This window comes from Acidovorax radicis N35 (assembly GCF_000204195.1).
GTDB classification, from domain to species: Bacteria; Pseudomonadota; Gammaproteobacteria; order Burkholderiales; family Burkholderiaceae_C; genus Acidovorax; species Acidovorax radicis.
Genome location: NZ_AFBG01000020.1, coordinates 286,219 through 304,671, shown reverse-complemented (window position 1 = coordinate 304,671; position 18,453 = coordinate 286,219). Strand labels below are relative to the sequence as shown.

General features: G+C 65.8%; 15 protein-coding genes. 5 read left to right on the top strand and 10 right to left on the bottom strand.

The features are described from left to right. Window positions 1–9: 9 nt before the first annotated feature. On the top strand, window positions 10–1,302 hold the full coding sequence (locus ARADN35_RS0115205; RefSeq protein ID WP_010463603.1) for a sensor histidine kinase: 1,293 nt from the start codon (window positions 10–12) through the stop codon (window positions 1,300–1,302). Continuing rightward, a complete protein-coding gene (locus ARADN35_RS0115200; RefSeq protein ID WP_010463601.1) occupies window positions 1,283–2,041 on the top strand; it encodes a LytR/AlgR family response regulator transcription factor in 759 nt (252 codons plus the stop codon). The genes ARADN35_RS0115205 and ARADN35_RS0115200 overlap by 20 nt, the downstream gene beginning before the upstream one ends. A 72-nt stretch (window positions 2,042–2,113) precedes the next feature. Here the strand turns inward: ARADN35_RS0115200 and ARADN35_RS0115195 are convergent, their stop codons facing one another. Continuing rightward, window positions 2,114–2,947, bottom strand: a complete 834-nt coding sequence (locus ARADN35_RS0115195; RefSeq protein ID WP_010463599.1) for a ZIP family metal transporter — start codon at window positions 2,945–2,947, stop codon at window positions 2,114–2,116. Window positions 2,948–3,076: 129 nt separating this feature from the next. Further along, window positions 3,077–3,973: a dienelactone hydrolase family protein gene (locus ARADN35_RS0115190; protein ID WP_010463598.1), complete on the bottom strand. Its 897-nt coding sequence runs from the start codon at window positions 3,971–3,973 to the stop codon at window positions 3,077–3,079. 219 nt (window positions 3,974–4,192) lie between these two features. Between ARADN35_RS0115190 and ARADN35_RS0115185 the strand changes: the two genes are divergently transcribed. Together ARADN35_RS0115185 and ARADN35_RS0115180 are read left to right on the top strand one after the other, a co-directional pair. After that, complete coding sequence (locus ARADN35_RS0115185; RefSeq protein WP_010463596.1) at window positions 4,193–6,559, top strand: sensor domain-containing diguanylate cyclase; 2,367 nt, start codon at window positions 4,193–4,195, stop codon at window positions 6,557–6,559. Between the two features lie 107 nt (window positions 6,560–6,666). Continuing rightward, a complete protein-coding gene (locus tag ARADN35_RS0115180; RefSeq protein WP_010463594.1) occupies window positions 6,667–7,557 on the top strand; it encodes an NAD-dependent epimerase/dehydratase family protein in 891 nt (296 codons plus the stop codon). A gap of 40 nt (window positions 7,558–7,597) precedes the next feature. Here the strand turns inward: ARADN35_RS0115180 and ARADN35_RS0115175 are convergent, their stop codons facing one another. The 3 genes from ARADN35_RS0115175 to ARADN35_RS0115165 form a co-directional block, all read right to left on the bottom strand. Beyond that, window positions 7,598–8,551 (bottom strand): amino acid ABC transporter substrate-binding protein, encoded by a 954-nt coding sequence (locus tag ARADN35_RS0115175; RefSeq protein ID WP_244265913.1) that lies wholly within the window; start codon window positions 8,549–8,551, stop codon window positions 7,598–7,600. A gap of 101 nt (window positions 8,552–8,652) precedes the next feature. Further along, the gene (locus ARADN35_RS0115170; protein WP_010463590.1) at window positions 8,653–9,429 is read right to left on the bottom strand and encodes an aspartate/glutamate racemase family protein; all 777 of its coding nucleotides are present in this window, start codon (window positions 9,427–9,429) and stop codon (window positions 8,653–8,655) included. A gap of 12 nt (window positions 9,430–9,441) precedes the next feature. After that, window positions 9,442–10,332, bottom strand: coding sequence for an amino acid ABC transporter substrate-binding protein (locus ARADN35_RS0115165; protein ID WP_010463588.1), 891 nt, complete (start codon window positions 10,330–10,332; stop codon window positions 9,442–9,444). A 319-nt stretch (window positions 10,333–10,651) separates the two neighbouring features. Here ARADN35_RS0115165 and ARADN35_RS0115160 point away from each other — a divergent pair, with 319 nt between their 5' ends. Beyond that, on the top strand, window positions 10,652–11,869 hold the full coding sequence (locus ARADN35_RS0115160; RefSeq protein WP_010463587.1) for a D-amino acid dehydrogenase: 1,218 nt from the start codon (window positions 10,652–10,654) through the stop codon (window positions 11,867–11,869). 37 nt (window positions 11,870–11,906) lie between these two features. Here the strand turns inward: ARADN35_RS0115160 and ARADN35_RS0115155 are convergent, their stop codons facing one another. The 5 genes from ARADN35_RS0115155 to polA form a co-directional block, all read right to left on the bottom strand. Further along, the gene (locus tag ARADN35_RS0115155; protein WP_029414055.1) at window positions 11,907–12,833 is read right to left on the bottom strand and encodes a LysR family transcriptional regulator; all 927 of its coding nucleotides are present in this window, start codon (window positions 12,831–12,833) and stop codon (window positions 11,907–11,909) included. A 115-nt stretch (window positions 12,834–12,948) separates the two neighbouring features. Next, window positions 12,949–13,581 carry a glutathione S-transferase family protein gene (locus tag ARADN35_RS0115150; RefSeq protein WP_010463583.1) on the bottom strand — a complete coding sequence of 211 codons (633 nt, stop codon included), beginning with the start codon at window positions 13,579–13,581 and terminating at the stop codon, window positions 12,949–12,951. 20 nt (window positions 13,582–13,601) lie between these two features. Beyond that, window positions 13,602–14,510 carry a glutathione-dependent disulfide-bond oxidoreductase gene (gene yghU, locus ARADN35_RS0115145; protein ID WP_010463581.1) on the bottom strand — a complete coding sequence of 303 codons (909 nt, stop codon included), beginning with the start codon at window positions 14,508–14,510 and terminating at the stop codon, window positions 13,602–13,604. A 315-nt stretch (window positions 14,511–14,825) separates the two neighbouring features. Next, window positions 14,826–15,350: a type II secretion system protein GspG gene (locus tag ARADN35_RS27385; protein WP_081474647.1), complete on the bottom strand. Its 525-nt coding sequence runs from the start codon at window positions 15,348–15,350 to the stop codon at window positions 14,826–14,828. Window positions 15,351–15,602: 252 nt separating this feature from the next. Continuing rightward, window positions 15,603–18,401 (bottom strand): DNA polymerase I, encoded by a 2,799-nt coding sequence (polA, locus tag ARADN35_RS26440; RefSeq protein WP_010463580.1) that lies wholly within the window; start codon window positions 18,399–18,401, stop codon window positions 15,603–15,605. Window positions 18,402–18,453 lie beyond the last annotated feature (52 nt).

Below are 18,453 nucleotides of genomic sequence, written 5' to 3'. Positions count from 1 at the left end.
GGCGCCGCAATGCAAAACACGCAAATTTTATCGACCCAGCCACCGCTGCCGGATTCTGCCCTTCCAGAAGGGCCTGCGCGCAGCGTGCGGGCCGCCGCTGGCGCAGGGCCGGGCGGCCAGCCGCCGCGCGGTCGGGCGCTGGTGTTCGATGCCTGCCAGGTCGGAGTGGTGCTGCGGGCGGTGCTGTTCGTGGAGCTGGTGGTGGGCGTGGGCGCGATGTTCGGGGCAGGCAACCCCGTGGCATGGCTGGCCACCCTGGCGCTGCTGACGGGCGGCGCGCTGCCCGCCACGCTGCTGTGGCTGGTCACGGCCTGCAGCCTCAAGACCGTGCTGCAGCGCCTGACCACCGTGCAGCAATACGTGGCGGGTGTGCTGCTGGGCGCGCTGGCGGGGGCCTATGCCTGCGGCATGCTGGCGCTGGTGGCCCAACCCGCATCGCCGCCCTGGCTTGCCAGCGCCGCCACGGGCGCATTGCTGGCCGCCATGCTGGTGGCCGCGCTGGTGCTGCGCGCACGGGGCCGCACGCCCGCAGCCACCACGGCACGCCTGACCGAGCTGCAATCGCGCATCCGCCCCCACTTTTTGTTCAATACCCTCAACAGTGCCATTGCCCTGGTGCGTGAAGAACCGGCCAAGGCCGAATCGCTGCTGGAAGACCTCTCCGATCTGTTCCGCGTGGCCCTCATCGAGCAGGGCGAGTCGACCACACTGGCAGAAGAAATCACGCTCGCGCGCCGCTACCTGGGCATCGAAGAGGTGCGCTTTGGCAAACGCCTGCAGGTGCAGTGGAATCTGGACCCCCGCACCGACAGCGCCCGCCTGCCCCCGCTGCTGCTGCAGCCGCTGGTGGAAAACGCCGTCAAACATGGCGTGGAACCCAGCCCGCGCGGCGGCAAGCTGCGTGTGCTGACCGAGCTGCGCGGCAACCGTGTGGTGGTGCGCATCACCAACACGCTGCCCCCCAAGGAGGGCAAGAACGGCAACGGACATGGCGAAGACACGGCGCCCCGGGGCCACGGCATTGCGCTGGCCAACGTGCGGGCGCGGCTGGCGTTGCTGCACGACGTGCAGGGCGAATTCACCGCCGGCATGCAGGACGGCCTGTACCAGGTGCGCATCACCCTGCCCGCCCCCGAACCCCAGCCCCGCACCCGCGGTGGGCGCAGCACCTCACCGTCCACCCGCCGCAATGCCGGCAGCCGCAACGGCAGCCGCGTGGCGCCGTTCCAGCGCCGCATGGTGGACAACACCGACGACAACAACAACAGCCCCTTGAGAGACCATGAACATCCTGATCGTTGACGACGAAGCCCTGGCCCGCAGCCGCCTGCGCACCCTGCTGGCCGATTGCGCCCAGGCACAGCCTGCCCAGCGCATGACGGTGGCCGAGGCCGCCAATGCCGGCGAAACCATGGCCCTGCTCGGGCCCACGGGCGGGCGGGGTTTTGACCTGGTGCTGCTGGACATCCACATGCCCGGCCAGGACGGCCTGGCCCTGGCCCACACGCTGCAGACCCTGCCCCAGCCCCCGGCCGTGGTGTTTGTGACGGCCCACGCCGACCATGCCGTGAGCGCGTTCGAACTGGACGCCACCGACTACCTGACCAAGCCCGTGCGCCGCGAACGCCTGCAGCAGGCACTGGCCAAGGTGCAGCGCAGCACCCGCCCCCCCGCGCCCACCCAGGCCCCCAGCGTGCCCGAGGGCGAAACCCTGCTGATCCAGGACCGGGGCCGCACCGAGCGTCTGCCCCTGGCCGAGGTGCTGTACTTCAAGGCCGAGCAAAAGTACGTGACCGTGCGGACCGCCACGCGCAGCTACATCATGGACGGCTCGCTCAGCGAGATCGAGACCAAGTTCGCTCCCCGCTTCCTGCGCATCCACCGCAACGCGCTGGTAGCCCGCCGCGCCGTGCGCGCGCTGGAAAAACACTACGACCCCGAGGAAGGCGAAGGCTGGGCCGTGCGGCTGCAGGGATCGACCGAGCTGCTGGCGGTGTCGCGGCGGCAGGTGGCGGCCGTGCGGGAAGAACTGGCGCGCTAGATATCTGAGGTCTTTTTTGGCCTCCAGCGCTTATCCATCAAGCACTGGCAGCTATCGAACCGGTAGCACGCTTCAGTGCCCGTGCGCCGCCCCGCTCACCAGCGTCACGATGACCATGCCCGCAACCAGCCAGGCGATCTGTGCAATGGTTTCACGCGCCGTCAGGCGCTTTTGCAGCTGGGGGATCAGGTCGGCCAGCGCCACATAGACAAAGCTGCTGGACGCCACGGCCAGGAAGTAAGGCAGCAGGTCTTGCAGCTGCCCCACCAGGAAGTAGCCCACCACGCCGCCCAGCGCCGTGACCGCACCCGCCAGCGACACCTTGACCAGCGCCATGCGCCGGTTGGGGCTGGTCTGGCGCAGCACCACCAGGTCGCCCATGTGGTGCGGCACCTCGTGCGCCAGCACCGACACGGCAGCTATCACGCCCAGGCGGATGTCGGCCATGAAGGCCGAGGCGATCAGGATGCCGTCGCCAAAACAATGCACGCTGTCGCCGGTGAGCACGGCCCAGCCCCCTGCGCGGGGGGCATGGTGGTGGTGCGCGTGGCCATGGCCTTCGTGGGAATGCGCATGGCCGTGGTCATGGTCTTGCCTGGCGGGTTCGGGGTGGCTGTGCTCATGCCCGTGGTGCCACAGCTCCGCCTTGTCGAGCAGGAAGAAAAACACCACGCCCACCAGCAAGGTGGCAAACAGGTCGTGCGCACCCGCCTGGCTCTCGAACGCCTCGGGCAGCAGGTGCATGAAGGCCGTGGCCAGCAGGGCGCCCGCCGCCAGGCTCAGCAGGTGCTGGGGCCCCACGCTGTCGGCACGCCCGCCCAGCCCCAGCCGCATCAGCAGTGCGGCCAGCCAGACGCTGCCAATGCCCGCAGCCAGCGTGGCCAGGATGATTGCTACCAAAGTCATAGCTTCTTACGCTTTATAGATAAGCCCTAGGGCCTATTTTCGTTCAAATCCCACGCCCCGGACGCGAGATTAAAAAAGCCGCCCCCCGAGGGGGGCGGCTGCAGGTGCCAGTGACTCCCTGTGTCTGGCCTAGACCACGCCGTGCGTCTTGAACCAGGCCAGCGCCCGCTTCCACCCGTCTTCGGCGGCTTCCTTGCGGTAGCTGGGCCGGTAGTCGGCATGGAAGGCATGGGGGGCGTCGGGGTACACCACAAATTCCGATGCCTTGGCCTGCGGCGAGCCACTGGCCAGGGCAGCTTTCATCTTATCAACCGTGTCAAGGGGGATGCCGGTGTCTTTTTCACCATACAGGCCCAGCACGGGGGCCTTGAGGATGGGGGCGATGTCCACAGGGTGCTTGGGCGTCAGCTCGCTGGCCTGCCCCACCAGTCGGCCATACCAGGCCACGCCAGCCTTCACCGGGCCATGCGCCGCATACAGCCAGGTGATGCGCCCGCCCCAGCAAAAGCCGGTGATGCCCATGCGCGCGGCATCGCCACCATTGGCGGCGGCCCACTGCACCGCGCCGTCCAGGTCGGCCATCACCTGGGCGTCAGGCACCTTGGAGACGACTTCAGCCATGAGCTTGGCAATGTCCGTGTATTGCGTGGCATCGCCCTGGCGCGCATAAAGCTGCGGCGCGATGGCCAGGTAACCCGCCTTGGCAAAGCGGCGGCAGGTGTCGGCAATGTATTCGTGCACGCCAAAGATCTCCTGGATCACCAGCACCACGGGCAGGCCGGTCTTGCCCGCAGGTGCTGCCCGGTAGGCGGGCACCTTGAAGCCATTGACCGTAAAGCTCACTTCGCCGGCGGTGAGGCCATCGCTGGGGGTGGCGATGGCCGTCTGCGCCATGATGGGCGCGGCCGCCGCTGCATAGCCCAGGCCCAACGCGGTCTGCAAGGCAGTGCGGCGGGTGGCGCCCGCGTCGGTCGTGCGGCCAGGCACCAGGGCGCGGGCATCGGAATCGAGGTCTTCAGTGAGCATCGGTTTCTCCAGGGTCAAAAGGACGGAACCGCAGTCTAGGGGTTTTGAGGGACTGCCGCATTTGCGGGTACCGCAAACCGGATGGCACTGCTAGACTTTCTGCGAACCTGTTCAAGGTCTGACCGATCCGCCCGAAGTTTGCACCTGCATGGTGCAAACTGGAGAGGCCGCTGCAGCCCCAAGAAAGACTTGCGACCGCCAACCTGGGACCCCACAACCATGCCGCCTGCCCCTCCGCGCGAAACCCCCCTGGCTCTGCAGGTGGTGGCCGTGTGCGGGGTGTGCGGTATGGGCGGGCTGGCCCTGCTGGCCTGGGCGCTGGCAAGCCATGTCCTTGAAGGGCCCGTGCGCGCTGCGCTGGTGGCCGCCGGGCTGGGGCTGGGGACCATCGCCTGCCTGCACTGGCGCCTTGCGCGGCGTGCACAGCGCTGGCAGGCGGCCGCCCACCAGGCCACCACACAGCTGTCCGCCACGCTCGATATCCTGCCCGATGGCCTGGCCATCTACGACGCAGACGATCGGCTGGTGCTGTGCAACACGCGCTACCGCGAGGTGGCCCCGGGCATCGCGATGGCCGTGGACTACGGAACGCGGTTTGAAGACGTGCTGCGCCGCGCCGCCGCCTCCGGCGAGATCCGCGACGCCCAGCAGGATCTGGAGACCTGGCTGGCGGGCCGCATGCAACGCCACCGCTCCCCGTCTGGCCCCGAAGTGCAGGAGGTACGGGGCGACCGCTGGATGCAGCTGACCGAGCGCACGCTCGATGGCGGCGGTGTGGTGGTGCTGCGCACGGACATCACCGATGTCGTTCACAAGCAGCGTGCGCTGAAACAGGCGCTGGACGACGCCGAACGTGCAGAACGCCAGCTGCGCGAGGCGGTGGACGCCATGCCCGCCGGCCTCGACATCTATGACGAGAACGACCGGCTGGTGCTGTGCAACAACTTCATGGCCACCCTGCGCCCGCACCTGCCCGTGCAGACATCGCTGGGCAAGACCTATGAAGAACTGCTGCGCGAAGGCCTGAAGCACGGCATTCCCGAAGAGGCGCTCGGCCAGGAAGAGCTGTGGCTGGCCCACGAGCTGGCCATCCGGGGCCACCGGCCCGGGCCTGAGGTGCGCCACTACCCCAACGGCGCGTGGATGCATATGCACGAAAGCCGCACCCCATCGGGCATGACCGTGGTGGTGCGGCTGGACATCAGCGACCTCATTGAGCAACGCCAGAAAGTGGAGGCAGCCCGCCAGGAGAGCCAGCACATCCGGCAACTGCTGGAACGCGCCGTGGAGGCCCTGCCCGTCAGCATCGAAATCTTTGACGAGCAGGACCGGCTGGTGCTCTACAACCAGCAGCTCTCGCGCATGTACCCGCACATGAACTACGCGGAGCACCTGGGCAAGAGCTTTGCCGACATCCTGCGGCATTCGGTGGAGCGGGGCCTGGTCCCCTCTGCCAACGGCCGCGAGGAGGCCTGGATTGCTGAGCGCCTGTCGGAGCACGGCAGCCGCACCTCCACGCTGGTGCAGCGGCTGGCCGACGGGCGCTGGATCAACATCTACGAAACCCGCACCCCCGAGAACTACGTGGTGGCCGTGCGCCTGGACATCACCGACCTCATCGAGCAGCGCCAGGCACTGGAAGCGGCGCAGGATGCCGCCCAGCAGGCACGGCAACTGCTGCAGGATGCCGTGGAATCGCTGCCCGAGGGGTTTGCGCTGTTCGACGCCGACGACCGGCTGGTGGTTTGCAACGCGCAGTACCGGCGGCTGTATCCCATCTCGGCCCCCATGATCGTGCCGGGCAGCACCTTCGAGCAGATTGCCCGCTACGGCGCCGAGCGCGGCCAGTACCCTGATGCCGTTGGCAACGAAGAAGTCTGGGTGGCCCAGCGCATCGCCGACCACCGTGCTGCCATCCACGCCGTGCTGCAGCGCCTGCCGGAAGGCCGCTGGGTGCAGGCCGACGAAAGGCGCACGCCCCAGGGTGGCATTGCCGGTGTGCGCACCGACGTGACCCAGCTGGTGCGCAAGGAGCAGGAGCTGGCGGCGGCCAACGCCAAGCTGGCGCTGCTGTCCACCACCGACGGCGTCACCGGCATCGGCAACCGGCGCCGTTTTGACGACCGGCTGGCCACGGAATGGATGCGCTGTGGCAGGCACGGCCTGCCGCTGGCCGTGATCCTGATCGACATCGACCACTTCAAGCTCTACAACGACCACTATGGCCACCTGGCCGGAGACGAATGCCTGCGCCGCGTGGCCCAGCTCCTGCAAGCCACCATCCGGCGCGCGGATGAAGTGGCCGCGCGTTATGGCGGCGAGGAATTCGTTTTCCTGCTGCCCGACGTGCCCCTGCCCGAGGCTGTGACCGTGGCGCAGCGCTGCATGGACAACCTGCGGAACGCCGCCCTGGCGCACCCCCGCTCCCCCACGGCGCCCATCATCACGTTCAGCATGGGCATTGCGAGCGTGGTTCCACGCCCGGAGGCCGGGTCTGACACACTGGTGCAGGCAGCCGATGCAGCCCTGTACCGCGCCAAGTACGGTGGCCGCAACCGCTTTGAGGTGTTTGACCCCGGCCTCTGAACAGGCGCGGCGTTGCACGCTACAGCGAAGCCAGGAGTTTTTTTGCGCCGCTCCACGCCAAGGCCACAACCGCGCATGGCTCCCTCTTTGTTTCAAAGGCACTGTTGATGCACATCCTGCTGACAGGCTCTACCGGATTCATCGGCCACACCGTGGCTGCCGCGCTCACCCAAGCCGGGCATACGGTGCACGGTGGCGTGTCTCCCCGGCAGCGCACCGTGCTGCCGCTGCAGGTCCCCATGGACTTTGCCCGCGACACCACGGTCGAACCGTGGCTGCCACGCCTGGCGGGGATCGATGCGGTGGTCAACGCCGTGGGCGTGCTGCGCGACAGCAGCACCCGCCCCATCGATGCGGTCCACCAGCACACGCCCGTGGCCCTGTTCAACGCCTGCGCCCAGGCGGGGGTGAAGCGGGTGGTGCATATCTCGGCGCTGGGCATCGAGGGCAGCGGCACGCGCTATGCCAGCACCAAGCGCGCTGCCGATGTGCACCTGCAGGCGCTGGCCGCGCAGGGCGCACTGACCCCCGCCATCCTGCGGCCCAGCGTGGTGTTTGGCAAAGGCGGCGACAGCAGCGCCCTGTTCGTGAACCTGGCCCGCCTGCCTGTGGCGCTGTTCCCCGGGCCCATGCTCACGGCACGCGTGCAGCCCGTATCGGTGCACGACCTGGCCACCGCCATCGTTGCCCTGCTGGGCCCGGCCATGGCCACCCAGGGCCTCATCGAGTGCCCCGGGCCGGAGGCGCTGACCATGGGTGATTTCGTCGCCAGCCTGCGGCGACAACAGGGCCACCGCCCCGCCCGTGTGCTGCGACTGCCCGATGTGCTCACGCAGCTCAGCGCCCGCATGGGCGATGCGGTACCGGGCATTCCGTGGTGCACCGAAACCCTGAGCATGCTGGGCAGCGACAACGTGGGCAACCCTGCGGTGTTCGAGCAGTTGCTGGGGCGCAAAGGTGTGCACTACAGCCAGCTGGTGGCTACGGCCTGGCGCTAAGCACGGGTCCTGAAAACCTACCCCTGAGGCACCACGGCGCCTACTGCGGCACGTAGTCGGACGGATATTTGAGCGAATCCACCAACAAGTGAGGCATACGCATGCCCAGGTTGATGCCCTGGGGCGGAATCGGCTGGGTGAACCACTTGTCGTACATACCGTGCAACTCGCGCGTCTGGATCAGGCGGCGCAACTCGGCGTCCACCACGGCCTTGAGTTCGGGGTTGTTGCGCTCGAACGCCACGGCATAGGGCTCGATCGTCATGGGCTTGCCGATGACCTTCAGGTCCTGCGGCTTGGTGTGGCTGGCGCGCAGGCCGTACAGCAATACGTCGTCCATGGCGAAGCCCTCCACCTTGCCGCTCACCACCCAGCCAAAGCCCTCGGCGTGGTCCTTGGCGGGCTCGATGCGCACACGCACCGACTTGGTGGCCGCCTCGCGCGCCAGCGAATCAATGTTGGTGGTGCCCGCCGTGGATGCCAGCGTCTTGCCGTCCAGGTCTTCGATGCGGGAATAAGGCTTGTCGCTTTGCACCACGATGCGCGACGACGCAATGAAATGCGCAATGGTGAACGCCACGCGCTGGCGGCGCGCTGCTGTGTTGGTGGTGGAGCCACATTCCAGGTCCACCTCGCCTTTCTCAATGGCATCAAAACGGCTGCTGGACGTGACCAGCCGGTAGGCCACCTTGGTCTCGCGCAGCTTGAGGTGGCGCCCCAGCGCCTGCGCAATCAGCTGGCAGACATCCACGCTGTAGCCCATGGGGGTTCCGTTGGCCACATAGGACATCGGCATGGACGATTCGCGGTGGCCGATGACCACCACCCCGCTGGCCTGGATGCGTTGCAGCGTGGTGCCAGCGGACGGTGGCGACGCCGATGGTGCCGCCAACTGGGCCCACGCCTTGCCACACCCTGCCCCGCCAAACGCAAACGCGAGCATTGCCGCCCCCACGCTCGCACCCAGCCTCTTGCCGACGGTCGTGAATGCCATGACTTTCACCTTCATCAGGAAGTCGCCGCTCCAGGCAGGCTGGAGATCGTGGCGAGAAAAAGAAGCTGCCGACACCCCCTGGGCATCCAGCAGCGTCGGGCTCAGCAGACGGGGACGGTGTCCCGGTAGGCATGCCGGGCCAAGGCCGAGGCCAGCACCACCGAGGGGTTCACCAGCGAGAGCCCTTCCAGCCGAGGGTGTTCCGAAAGAGCCAGGGGAATCTCGGTGCAGCCCATGATCAGCGTGGACACGCCGTAGCGCTCCTGCAGCGCAATCGACACGGCCTCAAAGCGCTGTCGCGCCAGCGGATAGTTGCCCGCCTTCACGCCGTCGTAGATGCCTTGCATCAACTGCTCGCGCTCATGGTCGTCGGGTACAAAGCAGGCGATGCGCGCACGCTCCAGCTCACGCTGGTACAGGCCCGCGTCGTAGGCGCCGCGTGTGGCCAGTAGCCCCACGCCCTGCACCTTGCGCGCCGACAGTTCGGCCACCACCTCCTGCACGCCGTGCAAAACCACCATCTGCGGGAACCGCTGCTGCAGGATGCCGTGCCACGCGTGGGCCGTGTTGCAGGCAATCGCCACCACCCGCGCACCCAGCGCCGCCAGCCGCCCGGTGGCCTGCAGCATGGGGTCCGCTGGCTGGTGCGCCCCGGGGCGCTTGTCATTCAGCGCCGCCGTGCGGTCTGGAATGGGCACCTGCGCCAGCCAGTGCTCGGGGTAAGCCTGGTCATGCACCGGAATGCCCAGCACCTCCATCTGGTCGGTGCAGGCCTGCACAAACAGGCGCACAAAGTCAGCCCCGGCGGCCGGGCCCATACCGCCCAGAATCCCCACCACCTGCGGGGCGTGCGTGTGGCTTGCAGACACAGAAGACATGCGTGCTCCGGCTTACTGTGCGGGCTTGTCGCTCTGCGCCACCAGGTTCTCGCGCAGCTCCTTGCTCATGGCAAGGCTCAGGTTCTGGTTGCGCGGTGGCACGGGCGACATGAACCACTTGGTGTAGAGCTTTTCGAATTCGCCGGACTTCATCATCCCGCCGATCACACCGTTGACCAGCGCCTGAAACTGCGGGTCGTCCTTGCGCAGCATGCAGGCGTAGGGCTCGACCTGCAGCGAATCGCCCACCACCGTCCAATCGGCCGGGTTGCGCTGGTTGCCCATCAGGCCGAACAGCAGGATGTCGTCCATCGCAAACGCTTCAGCCCGTCCCGTATCCACCAGCAGCAAGGAGTCGTCATGGTCCTTGCCCAGCACGATGTCCATGTCGAGGTTGTTGTCGCGGTTGTACTTGCGGATCACCTGCGCATTGGTGGTGCCCGAGGTGCTGGCCACCTTCTTCTTGGCCAGGTCGGCGTAGTTCTTGACGCCCGATGCCTTCTTGGTCAGCAGGCGCGTGCCGGTGTAGAAGTAGTTGATGGCAAATTGCACATCCTTGCCCCGCGCCGTGTTGTTGGTGGTGGAGCCGCACTCCAGGTCGATGGTGCCGTTGGTCAACAACGGAATGCGGTTCTGCGAAGTCACCGCCTGCAGCTCCACCTTGATGGCGGGGTTGTTGACACGCTTTTTCACGGCATCGACCACCGCATTGGAGATGTCCACCGCAAAGCCCACCGGGACACCGGGCCCGGACAGGTAGCTGAAGGGCACGGACGACTCGCGGTAGGCCAGCGTGATCTTGCCCGACTCGGCAACCTTCTTGAGGGTGTCGGCGCTGACCACGGTGCTGGCCAGCAGGCCGGTGGCCACGATGGCGGCGGTGGTGACGGCGGAGAGCTTCATGGGAATCCCTTTGTGCAAAAAGCAGATTGGTGGATGGAAAAATCAGAACGCAGGGCCACTGTAAAAATTCGCGCCGCGATTGAACAATTCATTTGCACGGGTACGTCATGACCAAAAGTTATGCCGCCGATTTGGTGCATGCCGCCGCACCATCCAAGTGCCATTTCTGCAACTACACGCTGTTGTTCCGCGCGGCTTGCCTCCCACCGGTGCACATGCATAACTTCCCGGCATGGGCGCCCCCGGCATTGGCATTGTTCAAAGGCCAGCCCTCACCCTACATTGACTTTCAGTCAACCAACAACGTAGAACACACAAGATGCAGGTATGTGTCCTCGGCGCAGGCATCGTGGGCCTGGCCACCGCCTATGAACTCCACCAGCGCGGCATGCAGGTGACCGTGATCGACCAGGCCCAGCCCGGTGCTGGCGCCAGCGGCGGCAATGGCGCGCAATTGAGCTACAGCTATGTGCAGCCCCTGGCCAATGCCGGCCTGTGGCAACAGTTGCCCGAACTGCTGCTGTCGCCCCGCTCGCCGCTCAAGATGCGCCCGCAGTGGGACGTACACCAGTGGCGCTGGGGCCTCGAGTTTTTGCGGGCCTGCAACCGGCGTACGGCCGAGCGCAGCACCCAACACCTGCTGGCCCTGGCCGCACTCAGCCGCCACGGTTTTGAAGCCATGCTGCAGGCCGAGCAGCTTGACTGCAATTTCTCCAACACTGGCAAGCTCGTGCTGTACAGCACCCCCGCTGGCCTCGCCGCAGCGCAGCAGCAGATGGAACTGCAGCGCGGCTGGGGCAGCGAACAGGAGGCCGTGTCGCCCCAGCGCTGCGTGGAGATCGAACCAGCGCTGCAGCACTACCAGCGCCACATCGCAGGCGCCATCTACACCCCCAGCGAGTGCGCCGCCGATTGCCTGGCGGTCTGCCAGGGCCTGCAAAGGCTGCTGGCGGCACGCGGGGTGCGCTTTGTGCTGGGCACGCGCGTGGAGGGCTTTGTGCGCCATGCACGGCGCATTGCGGCGGTACAGACCAGCGCGGGACCCATCGAGGCGCAGCAGTTCGTGCTGGCCCTGGGCAGCGCCAGCCACCAGGCAGCGAAGACGCTGGGCTTTCGCCTGCCCATCTACCCACTCAAGGGCTACAGCATCACGCTCGACACCACGGAAGCTCCCGGCGCAGCACCCCGCGTCAACGTGACCGATGCTGCGCGCAAGGTGGTCTTTGCACGCATCGGCCGGCGGCTGCGCGTGGCCGGCATGGCCGAGCTGGTGGGACACAACGACCACATCCCCCCAGCACGCATCCAGAGCCTGTGCGAGTCCACCCGCGCGCTGTTCCCCGGCTGCAGCGACTTCAGTGAACTGCGCCCCTGGACCGGCATGCGCCCGGCCACACCCACGGGCGTGCCGCTGGTGGGACGGCACCCCCACGCACCGGAGAACCTGCTGCTGAACACGGGCCATGGCGCGCTGGGTTTCACGCTGGCGTTTGGTACGGCCGTGCAGGTGGCCAAGCTGGTGGTGCCGACAGCCTGAGCAGCAGCGAGAGGACGGCAGCCCTCCCCACAAGGCGCTATTCGGCCTCCCGCAGACCCACAGACTCCAGCGTCTCGGCCACCGCCTGGCGCATGCACTGCGTCATGGCGCTGGCCAGCAGCGAGCTGGGCCGGTTCACGGTGCGCAATGACTTGATGGGCACCGCGATATGGGGCACCAGCGCCAGCACGTCCACCTTGCTGCGGTCGGCCGACGCGGCCGTGCAGGTGTCGACCACCGCCACCGCGTGGCCGTGGTGCGCCAGGGCCAGCGCGGCGTGGTAGGTCTGCACCGTGATCGCAGTCTGCAAGCCCACCCCGGCCTCACGGCAGGCATGGTTGACCACCGTACCGATGGGGTCACGCACATCGAGCCGCACCACCGGCGTATCCGCCAGGTCGGCCAGGTGCACCACGCCCGCAGCCACCAGTGCGGCATTGAGCATGCCCTTGGGCGCCACACACACCATGCGCCCATCGGCCAAGTGCTCTTGCGTGAGCGCGGGGTGAGCGATGGCGCTGAACACAAAGCCCACATCCGCCTCCTGCAACACCAGGGCCGACACGATCTGCGGCGAATGCAGCGCATCGATGGTGACCTTCACGTCCGGGTGCTTCTGCCGAAAGAACCGCAGCGCACGCGGCAGCACTTCGTAGCTCAGCGCCAGCACGCTCAGGATGTGCAACTCGCCCTCGCGCTGGTCGCCCTTGAGGCTGTTGGCCAGGCGCTGCACATCGTCGAGCTGGGTGAACAGGCGCTCGATGTGGGGGTACAGGGTCTGTGCCTCGGTGGTGGGCACCAGCTTGCCCTTGAGCCGGTGAAACAGCGGAAACCCAAGCTGCAGTTCCGCATGGGCCAGGATGCGGCTGACCGCCGGCTGGGTGACGTTGATGAGGCGGGCCGCCGCGCTCACGCTGCCGGTGAGCATGACGGCGTTGAAAACTTCTATGTGGCGAAGGCGCATGGGGCAACGATGCAAGGAACGCGCCGGGCGCGCAATCCTTGAATCTCCCCATTGCGGAGGCAGACTGCGGCAGCCCGGTCGGGCGGTTAGCTAGTGGCGGGAACGGTGCTCTCAGCTACAGCGACATCGACGGCCGCTGTGCCATGGCCGCGCGCCAGCGCAGCAGGTGCGGGTGCTGCTCGCCCGGCTTTTGCTTGACCACGCGCGCAAAGTCCACAGCCACCACGGCCGTGATATCGGCCACGCTGAAGCGGTCAGTGGCGATGAAGTCGCGGCCTGCCAGGCGCTCGTTGAGCAGGGCAAAAAACTGCGCCACCCGCAACAGCCCGCGCTCGGCCAGGGCCGGGATCTGGGGGTAGTCCACCGCGCCCGGCAGCGCCCGATTGGCCATGGCGGGCGCACTGTTGCGCAGCGCCTCGGCAATGGCCAGAAGGCCTTCGAATTCCATGCGCCAGTTCCAACTGGCGATCTCGGCCTTCTCACCGGGCGTCTCGCCCAGCAGCGCCGGCTGCGGATACCGCGCTTCGACATACGCGGTGATCGCCGCGTTGTCGGCCAGCAGCAGGCCATCATCGGTACGCAGCGCGGGCACCGTGCACTGCGGGTTGATTTGCCGATAGGCATCGCCTAGCTGTTCGCCGCTGCGCAAGTCCACCTGCACAGTGTCGTGGGCAACGCCTTTTTCTGCCAGGAGGATGCGCGCGCGGCGCGGGCTGGGCGCCGTGGCGCAGTCGTACAAGGTGATCATGGTGGCGCCTTGCGAAACACTCATCGGGCGGGTGACGAAGAAGAAGCCAACGCGGCAGCTTCGATCTTGTCCTGCGTGTTGGACTCAAAGTCGCTGGCGTCATGCCGCTCGCGCAACTGGCTGGCCGGGTCGCCGTTGACGCGATTCACCTTGCGCCCCCGCTGCACCGCCGGGCGCTTGGCAATCTGGTCGGCCCAGCGCACCACATGCGTGTATTCGTGCACCTGCAAAAACTCGCCGGAGTTGTAAGCCTGGCCTTTGACCAGCAAGCCATACCAGGGCCAGATGGCGATGTCCGCCACCGTGTACTCGCTGCCAGCCACAAACTCGCTGACGGCCAGGCGCTGGTTGAGCACATCGAGCTGGCGCTTGGCCTCCATTGCGTACCGATCAATCGCGTACTCGATCTTGACCGGGGCATAGGCATAGAAATGCCCAAACCCGCCACCCACAAACGGCGCACTGCCCATCTGCCAGAACAACCACGACAGGCACTCCGCCCGCGCCGCGCCGTCTTTGGGCAAGAAGGCACTACCGAACTTTTCAGCCAGGTACATCAGGATGGCGCCGGACTCGAACACCCGCACCGGGTTGGCGGGGTCAGTGCGATCCAGCAGCGCGGGGATCTTGGAATTGGGGTTCACTGACACGAAACCGCTACCAAACTGCTCACCCTCGTTGATGCGGATCAGCCACGCGTCGTACTCCGCGCCGCTGTGACCCAGCGCGAGCAGCTCTTCCAGCATGACAGTGACTTTCACGCCATTGGGCGTGCCCAGCGAATACAACTGCAGCGGATGGCGCCCCACGGGCAATTCCTTGTCGTGGGTGGCACCAGCAATGGGCCGGTTGATGCTGGCGAAATGGCCGCCGTTTTCCTTGTTCCATTGCCAGATGGCGGGCGGGGCGTAGGGGGTGAGATCGGACATGCGGGCTCCAGGCTAATAGATGGAAGCTAGCGGGGTCGCTAACGGTTGCCGAATGAGTCTAGCGATGCGATTGATTCGCCGCTGGGCTGGGGCGAATGTCCTGCGGGGAGGTTTGTCTTCGGGACTGGGATGGCAGGGCGCCATCCATTGCACATATCCAGTTCGGACACTTGGCTGGCTGCAATGCACCGGCTTTTGTTTCTCAACCTGGAAACCGCAAGAGCACAAGAGGTCTCTTTCGGCCAGGAGTTGCCATTGCCCAAAAACGGCAACGGACATTCAACGGAGTCGCAACCGACAACGACAGTTGAGCCGCTATATCTGCACACGTCCTGCAGCCCGCTTCTGAGTCCAACGAATTGAAATGAGGGCGAGTAAAGCGACTAGATATAGCAGGCTAGATGCAAAGAACAGCGCCAATACACCTTGCAGGAGTTCGACAGCGCCGTATGGACATCCAACGCTGTAGTCAATGCACGAATAGCGCTTATCGTGATCGGTTACATCGTCGCCAGCCCCGCGTTCATCAATCCCGTTGAGTCCAACTGAGTAAAGGTCAAAGTCATGAATTTTCGCGCGGTAAACGTATTCCCTGCCCCAAGGATCGGATGGAATCCCGCGTAACAAATATCCCGCCGTATGCACCTGTTGGAGGGATGTTGGCAGCTTTCCATGATCTACCTTGAACAAGGAAACAGCTCCCCGTAGATCTTCCAACTGGAGGAATGCCCATTTGATTTTGGGGTGGCTCAATCCCGGCGGCGAAAAAATCAAGAGCACGATCAGCGCTACCAGAGAACTGAACGTACCAAACATCGACCAAAGAATACGGGGACGCATGGATGTCTACGTGAATTTGCTCCGCAGGACTTGCAAGATAGTTTGGACGATACAAGATCTTGCGCAGGACCCACGAACGATGGCCTTCAGCTTTGGTTGTCAGCGTCTCCTTTGGGACCGAACCTACCCGCCCCCAGCGAGAACTACGGCGCAGGCAACTGCACCGAATTTGATAGCTGCCAGCGCTTAATAGACAAGCGCTAAAGGCCAAAAACATTCAAATTGATGACCTGTCAGCTTGCTCTCGCAGGCTCAGTGCGCCTTGTCCCAATTCGCCCCCACCCCCACCTCCGCCAGCAACGGCACCTTCAGCGCCGCCACATCCGCCATCAGGCGCGGGATGTGGGTCTTGAGCCAGTCCACCTCGCCCTCGGGCAGCTCGAATACCAGTTCATCGTGCACCTGCATGATCATCCGGATGCTGGGCTTGTGGGCATCCAGCTCCTTCTGCACCGCCACCATGGCCAGCTTGATCAAGTCTGCCGCCGTGCCCTGCATGGGGGCGTTGATGGCGGCGCGCTCGGCACCCGCGCGCCGGGGACCGTTGGGGGAGTTGATTTCGGGCAGGTACAGGCGGCGGCCAAACACGGTTTCGACATAGCCCATGGACTTGGCGGCGGCCTTGGTGTCGTCCATGTACTGCTTCACGCCGGGGTAGCGCTGGAAATACTTGTCGATATACGCGGCGGCGGCCTTGGTTTCTATACCCAGGTTCTTGGCCAGGCCAAAGCTGCTCATGCCGTAGATGAGGCCAAAGTTGATGACCTTGGCATAGCGGCGTTGCTCGCTGGTGACCTGATCGACCTCCACCCCAAACACTTCAGCGGCGGTGGCGCGGTGGACGTCCAGCCCCGCGTGGAAGGCGTGCAGCAGCGAGTGGTCGCCGCTCAGGTGGGCCATGATGCGCAGCTCGATCTGAGAATAGTCGGCGCTGGCGATCACGCGGCCTGCGGGGGCCACGAAGGCCTCGCGCACGCGGCGGCCTTCGGGGGTGCGGATGGGGATGTTCTGCAGGTTGGGGTCGTTGCTGGACAGGCGCCCTGTGACGGCCACGGCCTGGGCGTAGTGCGTGTGCACGCGGCCTGTGCGTGGCAGGGCCAACTGGGCCAGCTTGTCGGTGTAGGTGCCTTTGAGCTTGACCAGGCCCCGGTGCTCCAGCAGCTTGGCGGGCAGGGGGTAGTCCTCGGCCAGTTTTTCGAGCACCTCTTCGTCGGTGCTGCGCGCGCCGGTGGCGGTCTTCTTGACCACGGGCATGCCCAGCTTGTCGAAGAAGATTTCGCCGAGCTGCTTGGGGCTGCTCAGGTTGAAGGGCTGGCCTGCAATCTCGTACGCCTCGGTTTCGAGCTGCAAGATGCGCTGGCCCAGTTCGTGGCTTTGGGCGGCCAGTGTGGGCGCGTCGATGAGCACGCCGTTGCGTTCGATGCGGTACAGGGCCTCGCTGCTCTGCATCTCAAGCTCGTAGATGAAGCGCAGTTTGTCATCGGCCTGCAGCAGGGGCCACAGGGCGTTGTGCACGTCCAGGGTCTGGTCGGAGTCTTCACACGAGTAGGCGGCGGCCTTGTCCACCGGCACTTGCGCAAACGGAATCTGGTGCGCGCCCTTGCCGCACAGGTCTTCGTAGGTGATGCCTTTGCGGCCGGTGTGGCGCTCTGCCAGGCTGGTCAGGTTGTGGGGCTTGTGCACTTCGAGCACATAGCTTTGCAACATGGTGTCGTGCGTGTAGCCCTGCACCTCGATGCTGTGGTTGGCGAACACATGGCGGTCGTACTTGATGTGCTGGCCCAGCTTGTGGTGCTTGGGGTCTTCCAGCCAAGGCTTGAGGCGGGCGAGCACTTCATCCAACGGCAGTTGCGCGGGCGCATCGGGGCCTTCGTGGCGCAGGGGGATGTAGGCGGCCTCGCCGGGCTGCACGCTGAAAGAGATGCCGACGATCTGCGCGCGCATTTCGTCGAGCGAATCGGTCTCGGTGTCGATCGCTGCCAGCGGAGCTTTGTGCAGGCGTTCCAGCCACTGGTCAAAGTCGGCCCAGTTGAGGATGGTGTCGTACACCACGGTGCGGTGCTGTGCTTCTTCGGCCACGGTGCTAGCGGAGTGGTCGGCAAACAAATCGCCGCTTTGGCCGGGCATGGCGACGGTGGGAGCTGCGGTGGCGGGGGCCGCTGCACCCTTGATCGCGCTGGCCAGGCCTTTAAAGCCATATTTTTCGTAAAACGGCAGCAGGCCGGCGTTGTCTGGCGCGTCCAGCGTGATGTCGTCAAATGCGGGCAAACCGGGGATGTAGTCTGCCAGCGCGCAATCGGTCTTCATGGTGACCAGCTGACGGCTCAATGCCAGCTGACCGCTGGCAATCGCCTCGCGCAGGTTGTTGCCCGCCACGCCCTTGATGGCTTCGGCGTTGGCAATCAGGCTGTCGAGCGAGCCATATTCTTCCAGCCACTTGGCGGCGGTCTTGGGGCCCACCTTGGTCACGCCGGGCACGTTGTCCACGGTGTCGCCCACCAGGGCCTGGTAGTCCACCATCAGCGTGGGTGGCACGCCAAACTCTGCCGTCACGCCCGCCACATCGCGGCGCTTGCCGCTCATGGTGTCGATGATGGTGATGTGCTCGTTGACCAGTTGGCTCAAGTCTTTGTCGCCACTCGACACAATGACCTCAATGCCCTGTGCGGCTGCTGCGTTGGCCAAGGTGGCGATCACGTCATCGGCCTCCACGCCGGGCACGGCCACCACCTTCCAGCCCAGCAGGTCCACCACCTCGTGGATGGGCTCGATCTGGCTGCGCAGGTCGTCGGGCATGGGCGAGCGCGTGGCCTTGTACTCGGTGTACAAGGCATCGCGGAAGGTGGGGCCCGAGGCGTCGAACACGCACACGGCATAGTCGGCCGTCACCTCTTTGCGCAGGGCCTGCATCATGTTGATCATGCCCCGGATGGCGCCCGTGGCGGCGCTGGTGGGGTCACCCGGCACGGCCCGCAGGTCGGGCATGGCGTGGAAGGCGCGGTAGAGGTAGCTGGAGCCGTCCACCAGCACCAGGGTCTTTTTGTTGCTCATGCGGCAATTGTGCACGGCCCTGCGCCACCCAGGCCGCGCTCTACAATCGCCC